The organism is Providencia sp. PROV209, assembly GCF_028479485.1.
Taxonomy (GTDB): domain Bacteria; phylum Pseudomonadota; class Gammaproteobacteria; order Enterobacterales; family Enterobacteriaceae; genus Providencia; species Providencia alcalifaciens.
Window position 1 is genome coordinate 32150 of record NZ_JAMPNR010000015.1, and the last position, 15779, is coordinate 47928.

The following is a 15779-nucleotide window of genomic DNA, read 5'->3' on the forward strand; positions in this document are numbered from 1 at the left end:
TTTACGAAAATATGACCCGTATCTAATTTTCAACTAAGAAAACGGATTACATAAATCGTTATTTTCTAACAAAAGCTGGAAGCATTCAGTGATAAAAAATTTTGTTGAAGACTGGGTATGCTGGATTTTTCAGCATAAAAACTGTGACCCGTGTCATCAATATTTACTGAGCAGTAGCAAACGGGTACATTAGCAGGCAAACGATTATATTTTTATAATACGATATCCAGAACCTATCTCATTAGAGTGGCGTTTCGCGCTCAGTTTTTCTGGGCTCTAATGAGATAGTTTCTAAATTCCGCAGATTGAGGAGAACCAACATGGCGGTACATAATGCTGCTCAAGCTTGTGACCTGATTATTTTCGGCACTAAAGGTGACCTAGCGCGTCGCAAGTTACTTCCATCATTGTATCAACTGGAAAAAGCAGGTTATATCCATCCAGATACTCGCATTATCGGCGTTGGTCGTGCCCAATGGGAACAGAGCGATTATGTGGAATTTGTCAAAAAGGCATTGAATGACTTTTTGAAGGAAGAATTAGATCCAACATTATGGGAGCGAATAAGCGCACGTTTAGATTTTTGTAATCTAGATGTGAGTGAAACCGATAATTTTGTGCGTTTAGCCGATATGCTTAAACAAGACACGCAGCCGGCGATTCACTATTTTGCTATGCCACCAAGCACATTCGGTGAAATGTGTCAGGGGCTAGGCTATGCAGGATTGAACAAAAAACCAAACCGTGTCGTGATGGAAAAACCATTAGGGACGGATTTAGCATCTTCTCAACAGATTAATAACGAAGTTGCGAAATATTTTGATGAAAGCCAAGTTTACCGAATCGACCACTATCTAGGTAAAGAAACGGTACTGAACTTGCTGGCTCTGCGTTTTGCAAACTCTTTATTTATTAATAACTGGGATAATCGCACCATTGATCATGTGCAGATTACCGTGGCAGAAGAGGTCGGAATCGAAGGTCGGTGGGGGTATTTTGATCAGGCGGGTCAAATGCGAGACATGGTGCAAAATCACCTTCTGCAAATTTTAACCATGATCGCGATGTCTCCTCCGGCTGATTTAACCACGGACCGTATTCGTGACGAAAAAGTGAAAGTACTGCGTTCTTTACGTCGTATTGACCACACAAACGTGCGTGAGAAAGCCGTACGCGGTCAATATACTGCGGGTTTTGTGCAAGGTAAGAAAGTACCGGGCTACTTAGAAGAAGAAGGCGCGAACAAGCAGAGCCAGACGGAGTCTTTCGTGGCTTTGCGTGTGGATATTGATGATTGGCGCTGGGCTGGCGTACCATTCTATTTGCGTACAGGTAAGCGTCTTCCTGCCAAATGTTCAGAAGTTGTGGTGTATTTTAAAAAACCGGCATTGAATATTTTCTCTGAAAGCTACCAAGATTTACCACAAAACAAATTGACGATCCGTCTGCAACCTGATGAAGGGATTGATATCGAAATTATGAACAAGGCTCCAGGCTTGGATCATAAACACCGTTTACAGACGACTAAATTGGACTTGAGCTTTTCTGAGACCTTTAACCAAACGCATCTTGCAGATGCCTATGAGCGCTTATTGTTAGAAGCGATGCGTGGTATCCAAGCCTTGTTCGTCCGCCGTGATGAAGTGGAAGAGGCGTGGAAATGGGTTGATTCTATTATGGAAGCATGGGCGATGGATAACGATGCGCCTAAACCTTATCAAGCCGGTACATGGGGACCGATTGCCTCTGTCGCCATGATCGCTCGTGATGGTCGCTCGTGGAATGAGTTTGAGTAATATTTTATCTTTATAAATTGGACCATGAAATGGCGGGAAGGTTGAATTCCCGCCATTTTTTTAGCTAATATTTTCTTCTTTATCTTTTCTTATTTTTTTTTCGCGATAGAAATTTCTGCTAACCACTTCACTTCATTTTGGTTAAATACTAACGTTTTTTCGTCCTGTTTTAATTCAAATGAAAGTGGCGAGTTTTTTATTTTTAGCATCGGAAAATTGTTTAATTCATTTATGATTTTGGGGCAGACCAATTTGATGCTTGAATGGCATATCGTTGGGTTATTTGAGATGGTTTTTTGTTTTGAAAAACAAGATATTAATGGCATTTAAATCCCTTCATGATGGGTTTATGGAATGAAGAGTTTGCCGTGGAGTATGACGCTTTTCTTTCATAATATGATGGTTACCAAGATTGCTGACTCAAGGTAACCATTCAATTTTGGTTATTTTAAAGCACTAATTCACTGCGACCTGTCGCCGCCATATGAATAATTCCTTGTTCGATTCGTAAACACGCCATTTTAGCGGCATCTGGAACCGATAAACCTGCAAGTAACTGAGCGGTAAGTTCAGCACCAAACAGATCCCCAGTTCCTTTTGGTGTAACGGGATAACGCTTATGGCGAATAACCGCGACATCTTGTCGAGTAACACAAACCACTTCGATACTTTCATCATCAGGTTGGAAAGCGCTGGTTATAATGACCCACTGAGTATGACCGTTGAGTAATGAACGCGCTGCGCGAGTCGCGTCGTCTAAATTATTGATGGTTTGTCCACTGAGTGTAGAAAGCTCAAATTTATTCGGAATGATGCCCGTCGCAAGTGGAATGACTTCATGACGATAAACATCGGCAATCGCTGGAGGAATATAAAAGCCACTATCTTCATCCCCCATCACAGGGTCGACAATGACAGGCATTTTAGGATGCTGCTCACGCACAGAGGCTAACCAATTTGCAAGGTCGTGAGCTTTATCTGGTGAACCTAAATAACCCGTTAAAATGGCTTTAACGCTGTTTAAGCTGCCGCGTTCAACGAAGCCTTGTAAATAACCGCGAAACCATTCACCGGGTAATTCTCCACCATAACAAGTAGCATAGTGGGGTGTGTTGCTTAGAATAACGGTGGGAACCGCAGCAACGCGTAATCCTTGTTTGGTCAATGCAGGCACAGCGATGCTATTACCGACACTGCCATAGACAACTTGGGATTGAATGGAGATGACATCATAAGGAAGCGGGGTGGCATCGGCGGCGTTTTGAAAGCTATTTGACGTTAGCGTAAAGGTATCCATGACTCTCTCTTATTGGTGTGCATTATTTCTATTTTGTACGGATAGCATGATAAGAAGCGTGTTGGCATCTATTGTCAATGGTAACCGTAAAAATGAATATTGAATGAGATGAAAGCAGCATAAAACACGGTAATAAAAACTTTTTTTGCTCAGTTCGTCCAAAAATAAATGCGAGTGAAATGGTGGAATTATTCGTAAAATTGAGTCTGCCACTGTGTTGCTTAGCATATTAATGCATAATTATGCATAAAAAGAATGAATTCAAAAAGCTTTTGCATTCATTGACTTAATAATTTTGCCATGGTAGAAATAAGCTGAAACTAACAATTATATGAGGGTTCGGAGTAACTTGGATGGATGTCCATCCGATGAAATGAATGAGATATCATGCTTAGCGTGACTAGCATAAAGATCAGTAAGTCCCAAAGAAGATCAACACATAAGCTTTTCCTTTCTGCCATTCTATCCAGTGAGTATCACTGGTGCGGCGCGTTATAGCGTCTTTCTAGATTATTCAATCAGCTGAATAAAATCAGCAACTCTATTGTTTTTGTTTGAATTTTTAACAGCATTAAGCCCATGTATTAAGCTAATTGTCTTTTAAACTTGTTTAAAAAACAGGCTATGATGATGCTGAATCTAGGGGGATATTATAATGATTTACTGGATATTTTTAGCATTAGCTATCGTTACTGAAGTCATTGGTACTTTATCAATGAAACATGCCAGTGTGAGTGGTGATTTCACGGGTATGGCGGTGATGTATGTGATGATTGCCACTTCCTATATTTTACTCGCTGTTGCGGTTAAAAAAGTCGCCTTAGGCGTTGCATACGCCATGTGGGAAGGGGTGGGTGTTCTGTTGATCACAACGTTCAGTGTACTGTGGTTTGGGGAATCTTTGTCACCGATGAAAATTGGTGGATTAGTTTTCTTGATCACGGGAATCGCATTGATCAAATCAGGTACCAAAAAAGCCACAGTTAACAAGTCTGCTCAAAAAGTAAAACAAGCAGCGAAGAATGCGGTTGATGCCGCCAAAGCCCGAGCTTTAGTGACGAATACCGCTAAATCGGAGGTGTAATATGGCCAGTCAATTTGAATGGTGGCATGCGTCATTTCTGATCCTTGCAGTGGTACTCGAAATCCTTGCCAACGTATTTTTAAAAATGTCTGACGGTTTTAAGCGTTATTGGTTAGGTATTCTTTCTCTGGTTGCGGTGTTAGGTGCATTCAGTGCGCTAGCGCAAGCGGTGAAGGGAATTGAATTGTCAGTTGCCTACGCGTTATGGGGTGCATTTGGCTTAATTGCTACAGTCGCAGCCGGTTGGATCTTGTTTAATCAGCGCTTGAACTATAAAGGTTGGGGCGGATTAGTTTTCCTGCTTATCGGTATGGTGCTGATTAAAATGTCGTAACGGATAATACAATTCTTAAAGCTATTAGTACTTATTCTACAATATAGTACTAATAGCTTTTCAATATATAATTACATCCAAAGTTAATAGTTTCAGTAAAATGAAAATATTTAAAATATTGATCTAATGTCCATGGAATAATATATGATTATTTATTCACTGGTTTTTTTGAAAAATTAGATTCTCTTTATTCTATTAATTCATTTTTATAAAAAAAAGCATTAAACCCTTCAGAGTAGAAAGTTTATTTATATCTATCATATTTTAGATAGAATGACTAAAAAGGGATGTTTATTTTTAAAAATCAGCAATAAGGATAATGTTTATATTTTTATAATTAAGATCATTATATTTTATATATTGCATGCGATTGATTTTGATTTTATTTAATAAATATATTCATTTTTTATGCTCATAGAAAGGAAATATCATGAATGATGTAATGATAGTAACCCCACATAGTAGTTTTCGCGATAGATTGATTTATGATGGAATGGCTTCTACAGAATATGGAAATATCTCATTAAGTGATGCAGTAAATATATACTGCATGAAGAAAGATATGATTTGCCCTGTGTGTGGTGAGGTGAATTGTGTTTATTTCAAAAGATTGTGCGATGATTTACTAAAAAAGCCTAATGATAAAGAACTTAAATAAACAATGGTTAAAAGCCAAACGATAGGAGTTCCATTTACAAAGGTTGTTGATGAGTATCGTAATAAAGTTGAAAATCAACTCGCTGGTGTTCTTAAAAAAAATGGCATTGTTCCAACGCTAAAGATTAGGCAGGAAATGTTTTCAAAGTATATGAATTTATTTGATATGTTGAATAGGAAGGTGGTAAATGGAAAGGAAGTATATATTGATAAACACATTAAGAGTTCAATATTCAGTAAGATTAATTCTAAAACATCTGTGGTATTAACATATTTAAATACTTTAGATGGTGCTAGAAATATTAAAAACTACCCTGAAATGATAGATGCTTTGAGAAAAAATGATTTCAATAGAGCTTCTAAAATTTTTTACAAAATGATGCCTAAAGATTTAGAAAGCTATTTAGCATTAGATACTATTACTGATGAAGCAATAGCCAAAAGGCAAGCTGATGAGGAATTGAAAAAATTCAAAGTAAAGCCAAAGAGGAAATAATAAAATTACAAATAAATGAAGCTATTAAGACAGCATCAGAAATAATTTCAGATATTGGTGATAAAACATCTAAAGTTATTGGAGATAAATATAAGGTTGCATCTGATAAAATAATTAATGAATTAAATGATTTTAAAGGTAAAAAAATCAAAAATTCAAGTGATACGTTAAAAATTTTAGAGAAAACAATAAATAACCCATACCTTAAAGTTCATAAGAAAGACCTTCCCGCCATTTCTCAGGCTATAAAATTTATAGATGGAAAGAAGTTATCGGAGAATTTATATAAACTAGGTGGCTCTTTTAGGCTTGCGGATAAATTTTTTAAATTTGAAAAAATAAAAACTAAGGTTGAAGAGGGGTTTGAAACGGGAAACTGGAGACCTCTAGTTTTGGAAATTGAAGCTATGGCATTAGCAGGAGTTGCATCACCTATTGTATTAGCATTTACATCAGCAAGTCTAAGCTTATTATTACCGGTTACTATTTCAGTAACACTTTTATCTGTATCTGCCATCGTATTAACCGCTGTGATTACATCTTATATTGATGCAGATTTTGCTGCTGCAATAAATAAAGAAATTATTCCATAAAAGGTATTTTTAAAGCCATAATTATGAATTAGTCTGTATTTAATTTTTTATATTTAATAGGTAGAAATAGAAATGCATTTACTGTAGCGCAAGTAATAGTGAAGACTGATATAAAGATAGCGTAATAATAAAGGAATGAAGTAAATTCAAAAGCGGAAATTGAGCGCAAATTTATATTTCCGTTTGACATGTTATAGTTTAAGAAGTAATTAATATATGTAATAATAAAAACAATTAAAATTATACTAAAATAACCAAATATGGTTGTAACTATCCCTTTGTTGTATAGTTTAAAATGTTCTTTTTTTATTTCTATAGAATTCCATACAATCAAATAGTATGGAATGGAAAAAAAAGGTGCCATTTTACAGTATAAAGCGGATAGATAGCTTTCATTTCGATAATAATCTGAATAAATTACAGGTATCTCACCTATCCAATTACTAATGTTTATTATTACTATATTGGGTATCATGTGTAACCATATAGCAGAAAGAGGAATAACCCCCAGCAAAATGGTAATAATAAAAACTAAGCTTGAATTGATCTTGAAAGACATTTTAGAATTCCTACTTCACATGATGGTGATAATAATATTCATTTCTATTGTCATGTAAAGATTTATTACTTCCTACTGTGTAGAGAAATACAAATTTCATTTGAGATGAAAAAAGAATATGAGAAACAGTAAAGACTCTAAATAATACGTTTTTACTTTTAATAATAAATCAAATGGATAGGTAAAATAGAGGACAAAGCTCGTTAATGCCGTCATGCTGTGATATGCAGTGAGACAGAAAAGAAGTGAGAGTAGTGAGAAAATAAAAGGTCAAAACATCCCGTTAAAAATAATGCCGCTCAATTCAAGTGATCGGCATTAAACTGATGGTTCTTTTTTCAAGTCTTAATCAAACTTCAAGTAATATCAATCAATCGCCGCAACGATTTTGATCTCAACTTTATATTCTGGCTTCATTAATGCGGCTTGAACAGTGCAACGGACTGGCGCACTGCCAGCGACAACCCAGGCATCCCACGCTTGGTTCATGCCAGTAAAATCTGCTTTATCTGCAAGGAAGATAGTGGCATCTAAAATTTTGCTTTTATCTGAACCGACTCGACCTAACATGACATCAATGGCAGCCAATGCATCCGCGGTTTGAATAATAATGTCGCCATCCAGTTTTTCTGGGACGCTAGTATAATAGACCACGTTGTTATGGATAACTGCTTCAGACCAACGGGTATCTGGGTCAATGCGTTCAATAGTCATAATTGTTCCTTATTATCAGTGCTGACCAAGGATATCAGTTTGCTACTATGATGAAAATCAGTTCGTTAATGAAACGATAATTAGCTCAGCAGCCATCTTGAACTCATGGTAAAGTGTGCCCATTAACAGTAAGCAATATAGGTTTGTAGTGTCTAACGACTTTTCAGCAGATGGCTTTCTAGCAAAAACAATTCCTGGATTCCAACCTCGAGAGGCGCAGGTCACCATGTCTGACGCCGTGGCTCAGTCTATCGAACAGCAACATGTGCTGGTGGCTGAGGCGGGGACAGGAACAGGGAAAACTTACGCTTATCTCGTCCCTGCATTGCGTAGCGGCAAAAAAGTGATTGTTTCTACGGGCTCGAAGGCACTTCAGGATCAACTCTACCATCGTGACCTACCTACGATCATCAATGCGATGAATTACACGGGTAAAACGGCGCTGCTGAAAGGACGCTCAAATTACCTGTGCCTTGAACGGTTGGACCAGCAATCTCTTGGTGGAGGAAGCCTCGAACCTGAAATTCTGGCGGCGGTAGTCAGATTACGCAGTTGGTCCATCGAATCGGAGTTAGGGGATACCAGCACCTGCCATGATATTGCTGAAGATAGTGCGGTTTGGCCATTGGTCACCAGCACGAATGACAACTGTTTAGGTAGTGATTGTCCGCGTTATCAAGAGTGTTTTGTGCTTAAAGCTCGTCGTAAGGCGCTTGATGCGGATGTGGTGGTGGTCAATCATCACTTATTTATGGCAGATCGGGTTGTGAAGGATACTGGTTTTGGAGAGTTAATTCCTCAAGCGGATGTGATGATCTTTGATGAAGCCCACCAAATTCCAGATATTGCAAGTCAGTATTTTGGTCAGCAGCTGAGTAGCCGCCAATTATTAGATTTGGCTCGTGATATGATCATGACTTATCGTACGGAGCTAAAAGATCAAGCCCAACTGCAAAAAAGCGCAGATAGGCTAACCCAAAGTACACTGGATTTTCGCCTTAATTTAGGGGAAAACAGTTTTCGCGGTAATTTACGTGAATTACTGAAGTTATCTGAAGTACAGCGTGCACTAACGTTGCTCGATGATGCGCTTGAACTCTGCTATGAGGTGATCAAAACATCATTAGGTCGCTCTCAAAGTTTAGACTCTATTTTTGAGCGAGTGACCATTTACCGTAACCGTTTAAGTCGCCTAAAAGAGGTGACTATCCCAGGCTATAGCTATTGGTTTGAAAGTTATGGGCGTCATTTTTTATTGGCGTTAACCCCACTTACTGTTGCGGATAAATTCAGTGAAATGATAGCCAGTACCTCGGCAAGTTGGGTATTCACATCGGCGACATTGTCCGTGAATGAAAAGTTAAGCCATTTTACAGACAGGCTCGGTCTTAGTGACGCGAAAACATTGTTGCTTGCTAGCCCCTTTGATTATGAACGCCAAACCTTACTGTGTGTCCCGCGATTTTTACCTGAACCTAATCAACGGGGAAGTGCACAGAAATTGGCGAATATGCTGCGTCCACTGATCGAAAAAAACCAAGGTCGTTGTTTCTTCTTATGCACTTCACATTTGATGATGCGAGAACTTGCAGAAGAATTTAAAGCATCGCTTACGCTGCCTGTCCTTATGCAAGGTGAAAGCAGCAAAAATAAGCTGTTAGCTCAGTTTATTGCCGCGGGGAATGCGGTTTTAGTGGCAACGAGTAGTTTTTGGGAAGGGGTGGATGTCCGAGGGGATGAACTGACATGTGTGATCATTGATAAACTGCCCTTCACGGCTCCTGATGATCCGTTATTACGCGCACGAATTGAAGATTGTGAGCTCCGTGGTGGGGACCCATTTGCTGATGTGCAGTTACCTGATGCCGTGATCACCTTGAAGCAAGGCGTTGGACGCTTAATCCGTGATACGAAAGACTATGGAGTGATTGTAATCTGTGATAATCGCTTAGTGACTCGACCTTATGGCGAAGTGTTTTTACGTAGCTTACCACCATCACCACGCACTCGTAGCCTGAATAAAGCGATTGATTTTTTGGCGCAAAAGCGTTCCGAGTCAATGGAAAAACACTAATTTAGTGCAATCTCGTGGGTGGTTTATGTTAAGATACCGCCCATCTTTCAGGTTGCCGTCATAAGGCGACAACAAAAAACCTAATATTTGCCGGAGTTTAGGCATGTCGAGTCGTATTCTAGCTGTTGATACAGCCACTGAAGCTTGTTCTGTTGCACTTTTGTGTGACGGTGAAATTATTTCGCGTTTTGCGATTTCTCCTCGTGAACATACCCAGAAAGTACTTCCTATGGTTGAAGAAGTATTAGTGCAAGCGGGTATTACGTTAAATCAATTAGATGCATTAGCATTTGGGCGCGGACCCGGTAGTTTTACTGGCGTGCGGATTGGCGTGGGGATCGCACAAGGGTTAGCGCTTGGCGCTGATTTACCTATGATCGGCATTTCTTCATTAATGACACTGGCACAAGGTGCATATCGCACAACAGATTGCTCACGTGTTCTGGTCGCGATTGATGCTCGAATGTCAGAAATCTACTGCGCACAATATCAACGTGATGAGCAAGGTTTTTGGTTAGGTGAAGAGACTGAAGCTGTCATGCTTCCAGCAGATTTCAAAGCTAAACTCTCAGAGTTACAAGGACAATGGTGCTACGCCGGTACTGGTTGGGGTGCTTATCCTGAATTGTTACAAGGTTCGACCATAAGTGATAGCCTGATTACTCTGCCAGCTGCGCAAGATATGTTGCCAATAGCAGAACAGTTATGGATAGCGGGTAAAATAACTGCGGTAGAGAATGTTGAGCCAACTTACCTGCGTAATGAAGTCACTTGGAAAAAATTACCCGGTCGCGAATAAAAATAAAAACCATTTTTGTAGAATGAAAATAAATAGCTATTAGGTTAATACTAGATAGCTATTTTTTTTACCTAAGACATAAAATTGGCTTTTAATTGAGCTATCATTGAACAAATGAGTACTAATAACAATTGAATTGAACATATAATGTGGTGAGGTTTTTGGGCTGTATTAATACTTATTATCTCAGTTTATAATGATGGCTAATTGGAGGTGGAAAATGAAAATTCAATTTAGCTACCGCTCAGCAATGAAAACGCTGTTACTTGCGGGCATATTAGCGCTGGCTGGTTGTGTATCGATCCCTCAATCGATCAAAGGTTCGGTGCCTAATCCTGCAGAAAATCTTAAATCGGTACAAAATGCACCGGAAATGTTTATCGGTCAAGAAGCGCGTTTTGGCGGCAAGGTTATTTCTGTTTTAAATGAACCGAAAAGAACGCGAATTGAAATAGCGGTCATGACGTTAAATAAATACGATGCTGCGCCGGAATTAAATTCCGCATCTCTTGGTCGTATCTATGCCTATATCAATGGGTTCGTTGAACCAAATGATTTTAGAAACCGCTATGTGACTGTTGTAGGTAATATTACCGGAGAGCAAGCTGGAAAAATTGGTGAAGTTCCTTATCAATACGTGACGATGAATGTGACTGGCTTTCAACGTTGGAGTATTGCTCAAAGTGTGATGATCCCACCGCCTGCGGGACCATGGGGTTATGGTTATTATGGTTCTCCATATTACTATAATCATCCTTGGGGATGGGGCTATGGATATCCAGTAGGACCTGCTCAGGTGCAAACCTATTTAACGGAAGATTAAAGAGTAATCAATATTATTATTCTGCTAAAAATCCTAGTTAATCTAGGATTTTTTTTACAAAAAAACGAAATGGCAGTGGATGATTAACCGCTTAATTCTCCAAAAATTTCTCACAACGGTGTATAATTACGGGATATAAACAGAGTAAAACTCTGATGAATTAATCTTAAGTTGAATAGGGCGGCATAGACCGCCTTATTTTTATCTCGAAGGAATGAAATTTATTTAGTGATATAGCTCTCAACCTTAGCATTGTTTAATTTTCAAACTGGTACAATGAGTTAATAATTTGTTAAAGGGTTGTGTAAAATAATAACTCACTAAATTCAGGAGTAACATTTTGGAAAAAATCTGGCTAAAAAATTATCCTGCTGATGTACCTGAAGAAATAAATCCTGATGACTTCGCGTCATTAGCAGAGTTACTTGAAAATGCCGTTGCTCAATATGCGGATCAACCTGCGTTCATTAACATGGGCGCTGTGATGACGTATCGTAAGCTTGAAGAGAGAAGCCGAGCATTTGCCGCATACCTACAAAATGGATTGGGTCTTAAAAAAGGGGATCGTGTTGCCTTAATGATGCCAAATTTACTGCAATATCCTATTGCACTGTTTGGTATCTTACGTGCGGGTATGGTCGTGGTGAATGTCAATCCACTGTACACCCCGCGAGAGTTAGAGCATCAACTTAATGACAGTGGAACGACAGCGATTGTTATCGTCTCTAACTTTGCGCATACCCTAGAGAAAATCGTATTTAATACAAAGGTTAAACACGTCATTTTAACTCGCCTTGGTGACCAACTTCCCCGTCCGAAAGCCACCATCGTGGATTTTGTCGTGAAATACATCAAGCGCTTAGTACCGAAATACAATCTGCCTGATGCAATTTCGTTTCGCCGTGCGATGCATCAGGGATATCGGATGCAGTATATCAAGCCGAATATCAAGGGTGATGATTTGGCATTTTTGCAATATACCGGTGGAACGACTGGGGTGGCAAAAGGTGCAATGTTAACTCATCGCAATATGTTGGCAAATATTGCGCAGGCCAGAGCAGCATATGGTCCAGTTTTACATTTTGGTCATGAATATGTGGTTACAGCTCTACCGCTTTATCATGTATTTGCACTTACGGTAAATTGCTTATTATTTATTAATGTCGGTGGTGTGAACTTACTGATTACCAATCCGCGAGATGTTCCGGATACGGTTAAACAGTTAGCTAAATATCCATTTACAGCGATCACGGGCGTTAACACATTATTCAATGCGTGGTTGCAAAATCCCGATTTTCAAAAGTTGGATTTCTCGCGCTTGCGGCTGTCCGTTGGCGGAGGAATGCCTGTCCATAAAGCCGTCGCACAGAAATGGCAAGCGCTGACGGGGCGGCATTTATTGGAAGGCTATGGCTTAACTGAGTGTTCACCATTAGTTTCAGGTAACCCATATAATTTAACAGCTTATAGTGGTAGTATCGGAATACCCGTTCCATCAACAGATGTGAAATTTTTAGACGATGATGGGCATGAAGTTCCCCGTGGTACGGCGGGTGAAATGTGGGTAAAAGGTCCACAAGTAATGAAAGGGTATTGGAATCGTCCTGATGCAACGAGCGAAGCCATTGTGGATGGCTGGTTAGCTACCGGTGATATCGCTGAAATAGACGATGAAGGCTATATTCGTATTGTTGATCGTAAGAAAGATATGATTATTGTCTCTGGTTTTAACGTCTATCCAAATGAAATTGAAGATGTAATTTCCATGCACCCTGATGTGGTTGAATGTGCGGCCATTGGTGTGCCAAGTGAAAGCACTGGAGAAGCAGTAAAAGTCTTCGTGGTTACTAAAAATTCTTCATTGACCGCTGCAGATCTTAAAACATTTTGCCGTCGTTCGTTAACCGCTTATAAAGTACCGAAAATTTTTGAGTTTCGTGATGAGCTACCAAAATCTAACGTAGGGAAAATCCTACGAAAAGAGTTAAGAGCCGAAGAGCAGCAAGCACGAGAAAAATCACCGTCATAATGAATTATTGAGTGGTGAATTAACAAAAGCAATGTGTAACGCCGGTTTTTACCGGCGTTACTGTGTCCGTCAGATACACTTAACTAAATTATAATAAAGAGAAACTTGTTTTGAATTACCGTTTAGTCACAACAGATAGCGAATTAGCCAAAGTCTGCCAAGAGGCCAGCGATGCACCGTGGTTAGCATTAGATACTGAGTTTGTTCGCACTAGAACCTATTACCCTCAACTGGGGTTATTGCAGTTGTATGATGGAAAACAGGTTTCATTGATTGATCCGCTTTTAATGACGGACTTTAGCCCATTTAAGGCACTGTTAACCAACCCAAACCAATTAAAATTTCTACATGCAGGCAGTGAAGACTTAGAAGTTTTTATGCATGATTTTGGTTGTGTGCCTGAGCCAATGATAGATACTCAAGTGCTTGCCGCGTTCTTGGGTTATCCAATTTCTTGTGGTTTTGCGACGTTAGTTGCAGAACATTTGGGTGTCGAGCTAGATAAAAGCGAATCACGAACAGATTGGCTTGCTCGACCTTTAAGTGAGAAACAGTGTGATTATGCGACTGCAGATGTCCTTTATTTGCTGCCACTCGCGAAAATTTTGATGGAAAAAGTGTCAGAAGAAGGTTTATTAGCGGACGCACAAGATGAATGTCAGCGTATCGTTGCGCGTCGTCAAAAAACAGTCAAACCAGAAAAAGCTTATTTAAGCATCACTAATGCATGGCAGCTACGTGATGAGCAACTTGCCTGTTTGCAATTACTGGCAGCATGGCGTCTTGACCAAGCGAAAGCACGGGATATGGCAATAAACTTCGTCATTAAAGAAGAAAATTTATGGAAGGTCGCTCGCTACTTACCAAGTTCATTAGGTGAGCTGGACGCATTAGGTTTATCAGGGCAGGAAATTCGTTGTCACGGTCGGCGTTTATTAAGTATCGTTGAGGACGCGAAAAAACTCGATGAAAGCCAATATCCTGCACCTGTGGCTAATATCACAGAGCAAAGCCAGTACAAAAGTATCTTTAAAGAAATAAAAGCTGTGGTGAAAGAGATCGCTGAGAATGAAAAATTCAACCCTGAATTACTGGCATCTCGCCGTCAAATAAACCAATTACTAGCAGTGCATTGGGGATTAAAAGAGAAATCATGTCAGCCTGAACTGCTTGCAGGTTGGCGTGGACGATTATTGGAAGGACCCTTAACTCGATTACTTAGCCAAGCGTAATCCGTGATAAAGGCACAAAATAGCGATAATTTTGTGCCTTTATGTGATTTTCAAGGCACTTTTTTTCTTGGGTATTTTGTTATTCTTATCAGTAAGTTTTATTCTCATTCCGACAATCCTAAATATTTATTCCTCTTTAAATAATGAAGATTATTATTTAACACTAATCTAAAAATAACCCCATCCATTGAGATTAATATCATTATTTAATGCCGTTCAATTCTGTAATTACTCTTAAAAAAATAGCAAAGATAAATAAAGATCGAACTTAAAATAGCTCATTACAGGGATGATTAACATTTATAGGGGGGGAGCTATTTTATAGTTTATTGAAAAATAAAAAGAAAAAACACCATTCTAATGTAATGATTTTTCATTGAATTATAAAACCTTTATTTGTAAATAAAACGCATTCTCATAAAATCATTTTCAGTTTGTGGGTCCACAAATATGTCCAAGAGAAAAGAGTAAAAAGCATCATCTCCTTTTAATTTTTTACTAATTGAATAAGGAAATCACTATGAATAAAAGTACTAAAGCGACGTTAATTGCTATTTTGGCAGGTATGTCTACCTATGCGAGTGCGATAACGGAATCTGCACAGAGCCAAACGTATGAGACAGAAAGGTCGGATGTAACGGTAGGAGTAACGCAATCAGTTAAAGACCCACATGGTGGTGAGATTGGTTCGCCGGGCATTGGTTATCGTCACAAATCTGATGGAAAAAGGATTTCATTTTCTGGTTTAACCAGATTGGTTATGTTCCCAAAAGAGGGCAATGTCTATGTTGTTCCTAGAACACCGCACGGTAATGTCGATATGGGGAAATTCCAGTTCTCTAAAATCGCAGATGCCGAAGTTTATTATGGGGATTGGTCACAAACTGGAATGGAAGATGATGCTAAGCACACTGCTTTCTTCTCTGGCCAAGATGCAACAACATCAGTACCAACCGAAGGTAAAGCCACTTACACCATTGCAGGGATCAATCAATATGATGGTGAGAAAAAGCTTTCCGGTGTATTTGAAGCTGACTTTGGTGATAAGGGCTATACCGGTTCATTACAAGGCGAGAACTTAAAAATTGCTCTTGAGGGTCAAATACATGATGCCGGTTCATTCTCAGGTTCAGCAATTGCTAATGATACCGTATCAGGTATGAGCTATGGACGCTTCTTTGGCGAGAATGCGGAACATGTTGGTGGTGTCGCCGTGTTTAATAGTGAACATCAATATGATACCGCTTTTGGTGGTAGCCAGAACCAAGAGTAATCTCTATTTCGCAATATAG

Annotated in this window: 16 protein-coding genes; 12 read left to right on the plus strand and 4 right to left on the minus strand. The window is 39.2% G+C overall.

Features of this window, described 5'->3' with window-relative positions:
• The first annotated feature begins 320 nt into the window (after positions 1–320).
• Entirely contained in the window at positions 321–1796 is a 1476-nt protein-coding gene (gene zwf, locus PR795_RS11240) for a glucose-6-phosphate dehydrogenase (RefSeq protein ID WP_006661827.1), read from the plus strand.
• A gap of 89 nt (positions 1797–1885) precedes the next feature.
• On the opposite strand, the gene PR795_RS11245 is transcribed toward zwf, so the two are convergent.
• Both PR795_RS11245 and pdxK read right to left on the minus strand, forming a co-directional pair.
• A complete protein-coding gene (locus PR795_RS11245; protein ID WP_036983073.1) occupies positions 1886–2122 on the minus strand; it encodes a hypothetical protein in 237 nt (78 codons plus the stop codon).
• A gap of 122 nt (positions 2123–2244) precedes the next feature.
• The gene (pdxK, locus tag PR795_RS11250; RefSeq protein WP_181480824.1) at positions 2245–3093 is read right to left on the minus strand and encodes a pyridoxine/pyridoxal/pyridoxamine kinase; all 849 of its coding nucleotides are present in this window, start codon (positions 3091–3093) and stop codon (positions 2245–2247) included.
• Positions 3094–3748: 655 nt separating this feature from the next.
• On the opposite strand from pdxK, the gene mdtJ reads away from it, so the two are divergent.
• The 5 genes from mdtJ to PR795_RS11275 all read left to right on the plus strand — a co-directional run bounded on the left by mdtJ (position 3749) and on the right by PR795_RS11275 (position 6257).
• A complete protein-coding gene (gene mdtJ / locus PR795_RS11255) occupies positions 3749–4177 on the plus strand; it encodes a multidrug/spermidine efflux SMR transporter subunit MdtJ (protein WP_006659928.1) in 429 nt (142 codons plus the stop codon).
• Position 4178: 1 nt separating this feature from the next.
• Positions 4179–4511, plus strand: a complete 333-nt coding sequence (mdtI, locus tag PR795_RS11260; RefSeq protein WP_272516840.1) for a multidrug/spermidine efflux SMR transporter subunit MdtI — start codon at positions 4179–4181, stop codon at positions 4509–4511.
• A 430-nt stretch (positions 4512–4941) separates the two neighbouring features.
• Positions 4942–5169, plus strand: coding sequence for a hypothetical protein (locus PR795_RS11265; protein ID WP_154601126.1), 228 nt, complete (start codon positions 4942–4944; stop codon positions 5167–5169).
• A gap of 3 nt (positions 5170–5172) precedes the next feature.
• Entirely contained in the window at positions 5173–5664 is a 492-nt protein-coding gene (locus PR795_RS11270) for a hypothetical protein (RefSeq protein WP_181480825.1), read from the plus strand.
• Positions 5665–5741: 77 nt separating this feature from the next.
• Positions 5742–6257 carry a colicin-like pore-forming protein gene (locus PR795_RS11275; RefSeq protein WP_272516855.1) on the plus strand — a complete coding sequence of 172 codons (516 nt, stop codon included), beginning with the start codon at positions 5742–5744 and terminating at the stop codon, positions 6255–6257.
• A gap of 28 nt (positions 6258–6285) precedes the next feature.
• On the opposite strand, the gene cui is transcribed toward PR795_RS11275, so the two are convergent.
• Together cui and PR795_RS11285 are read right to left on the minus strand one after the other, a co-directional pair.
• Complete coding sequence (gene cui, locus PR795_RS11280) at positions 6286–6816, minus strand: colicin immunity protein Cui (RefSeq protein ID WP_181480826.1); 531 nt, start codon at positions 6814–6816, stop codon at positions 6286–6288.
• Positions 6817–7182: 366 nt separating this feature from the next.
• Positions 7183–7530 (minus strand): RidA family protein, encoded by a 348-nt coding sequence (locus tag PR795_RS11285; RefSeq protein WP_181480827.1) that lies wholly within the window; start codon positions 7528–7530, stop codon positions 7183–7185.
• Positions 7531–7678: 148 nt separating this feature from the next.
• Between PR795_RS11285 and PR795_RS11290 the strand changes: the two genes are divergently transcribed.
• The 6 genes from PR795_RS11290 (at position 7679) to PR795_RS11315 (ending at position 15760) form a co-directional block, all read left to right on the plus strand.
• Complete coding sequence (locus PR795_RS11290) at positions 7679–9604, plus strand: ATP-dependent DNA helicase (RefSeq protein WP_181480828.1); 1926 nt, start codon at positions 7679–7681, stop codon at positions 9602–9604.
• Positions 9605–9707: 103 nt separating this feature from the next.
• A complete protein-coding gene (gene tsaB / locus PR795_RS11295; protein ID WP_006661823.1) occupies positions 9708–10403 on the plus strand; it encodes a tRNA (adenosine(37)-N6)-threonylcarbamoyltransferase complex dimerization subunit type 1 TsaB in 696 nt (231 codons plus the stop codon).
• A gap of 220 nt (positions 10404–10623) precedes the next feature.
• The gene (locus PR795_RS11300; RefSeq protein WP_006661822.1) at positions 10624–11226 is read left to right on the plus strand and encodes a Slp family lipoprotein; all 603 of its coding nucleotides are present in this window, start codon (positions 10624–10626) and stop codon (positions 11224–11226) included.
• Positions 11227–11566: 340 nt separating this feature from the next.
• The gene (fadD, locus tag PR795_RS11305; RefSeq protein ID WP_006659916.1) at positions 11567–13255 is read left to right on the plus strand and encodes a long-chain-fatty-acid--CoA ligase FadD; all 1689 of its coding nucleotides are present in this window, start codon (positions 11567–11569) and stop codon (positions 13253–13255) included.
• 110 nt (positions 13256–13365) lie between these two features.
• Entirely contained in the window at positions 13366–14487 is a 1122-nt protein-coding gene (rnd, locus tag PR795_RS11310; protein ID WP_006661821.1) for a ribonuclease D, read from the plus strand.
• A 520-nt stretch (positions 14488–15007) separates the two neighbouring features.
• The gene (locus PR795_RS11315; protein WP_006659914.1) at positions 15008–15760 is read left to right on the plus strand and encodes a Slam-dependent surface lipoprotein; all 753 of its coding nucleotides are present in this window, start codon (positions 15008–15010) and stop codon (positions 15758–15760) included.
• Positions 15761–15779 lie beyond the last annotated feature (19 nt).

Coding starts and splice junctions, on each gene's coding strand:
- PR795_RS11270 (WP_181480825.1), top strand. CDS start 5,173: ATGGTTAAAAGCCAAACGATAGGAGTTCCATTTACAAAGGTTGTTGAT.
- zwf (WP_006661827.1), top strand. CDS start 321: ATGGCGGTACATAATGCTGCTCAAGCTTGTGACCTGATTATTTTCGGC.
- PR795_RS11300 (WP_006661822.1), top strand. CDS start 10,624: ATGAAAATTCAATTTAGCTACCGCTCAGCAATGAAAACGCTGTTACTT.
- PR795_RS11315 (WP_006659914.1), top strand. CDS start 15,008: ATGAATAAAAGTACTAAAGCGACGTTAATTGCTATTTTGGCAGGTATG.
- mdtI (WP_272516840.1), top strand. CDS start 4,179: ATGGCCAGTCAATTTGAATGGTGGCATGCGTCATTTCTGATCCTTGCA.
- mdtJ (WP_006659928.1), top strand. CDS start 3,749: ATGATTTACTGGATATTTTTAGCATTAGCTATCGTTACTGAAGTCATT.
- PR795_RS11245 (WP_036983073.1), bottom strand. CDS start 2,122: ATGCCATTAATATCTTGTTTTTCAAAACAAAAAACCATCTCAAATAAC.
- tsaB (WP_006661823.1), top strand. CDS start 9,708: ATGTCGAGTCGTATTCTAGCTGTTGATACAGCCACTGAAGCTTGTTCT.
- PR795_RS11265 (WP_154601126.1), top strand. CDS start 4,942: ATGAATGATGTAATGATAGTAACCCCACATAGTAGTTTTCGCGATAGA.
- pdxK (WP_181480824.1), bottom strand. CDS start 3,093: ATGGATACCTTTACGCTAACGTCAAATAGCTTTCAAAACGCCGCCGAT.
- PR795_RS11285 (WP_181480827.1), bottom strand. CDS start 7,530: ATGACTATTGAACGCATTGACCCAGATACCCGTTGGTCTGAAGCAGTT.
- cui (WP_181480826.1), bottom strand. CDS start 6,816: ATGTCTTTCAAGATCAATTCAAGCTTAGTTTTTATTATTACCATTTTG.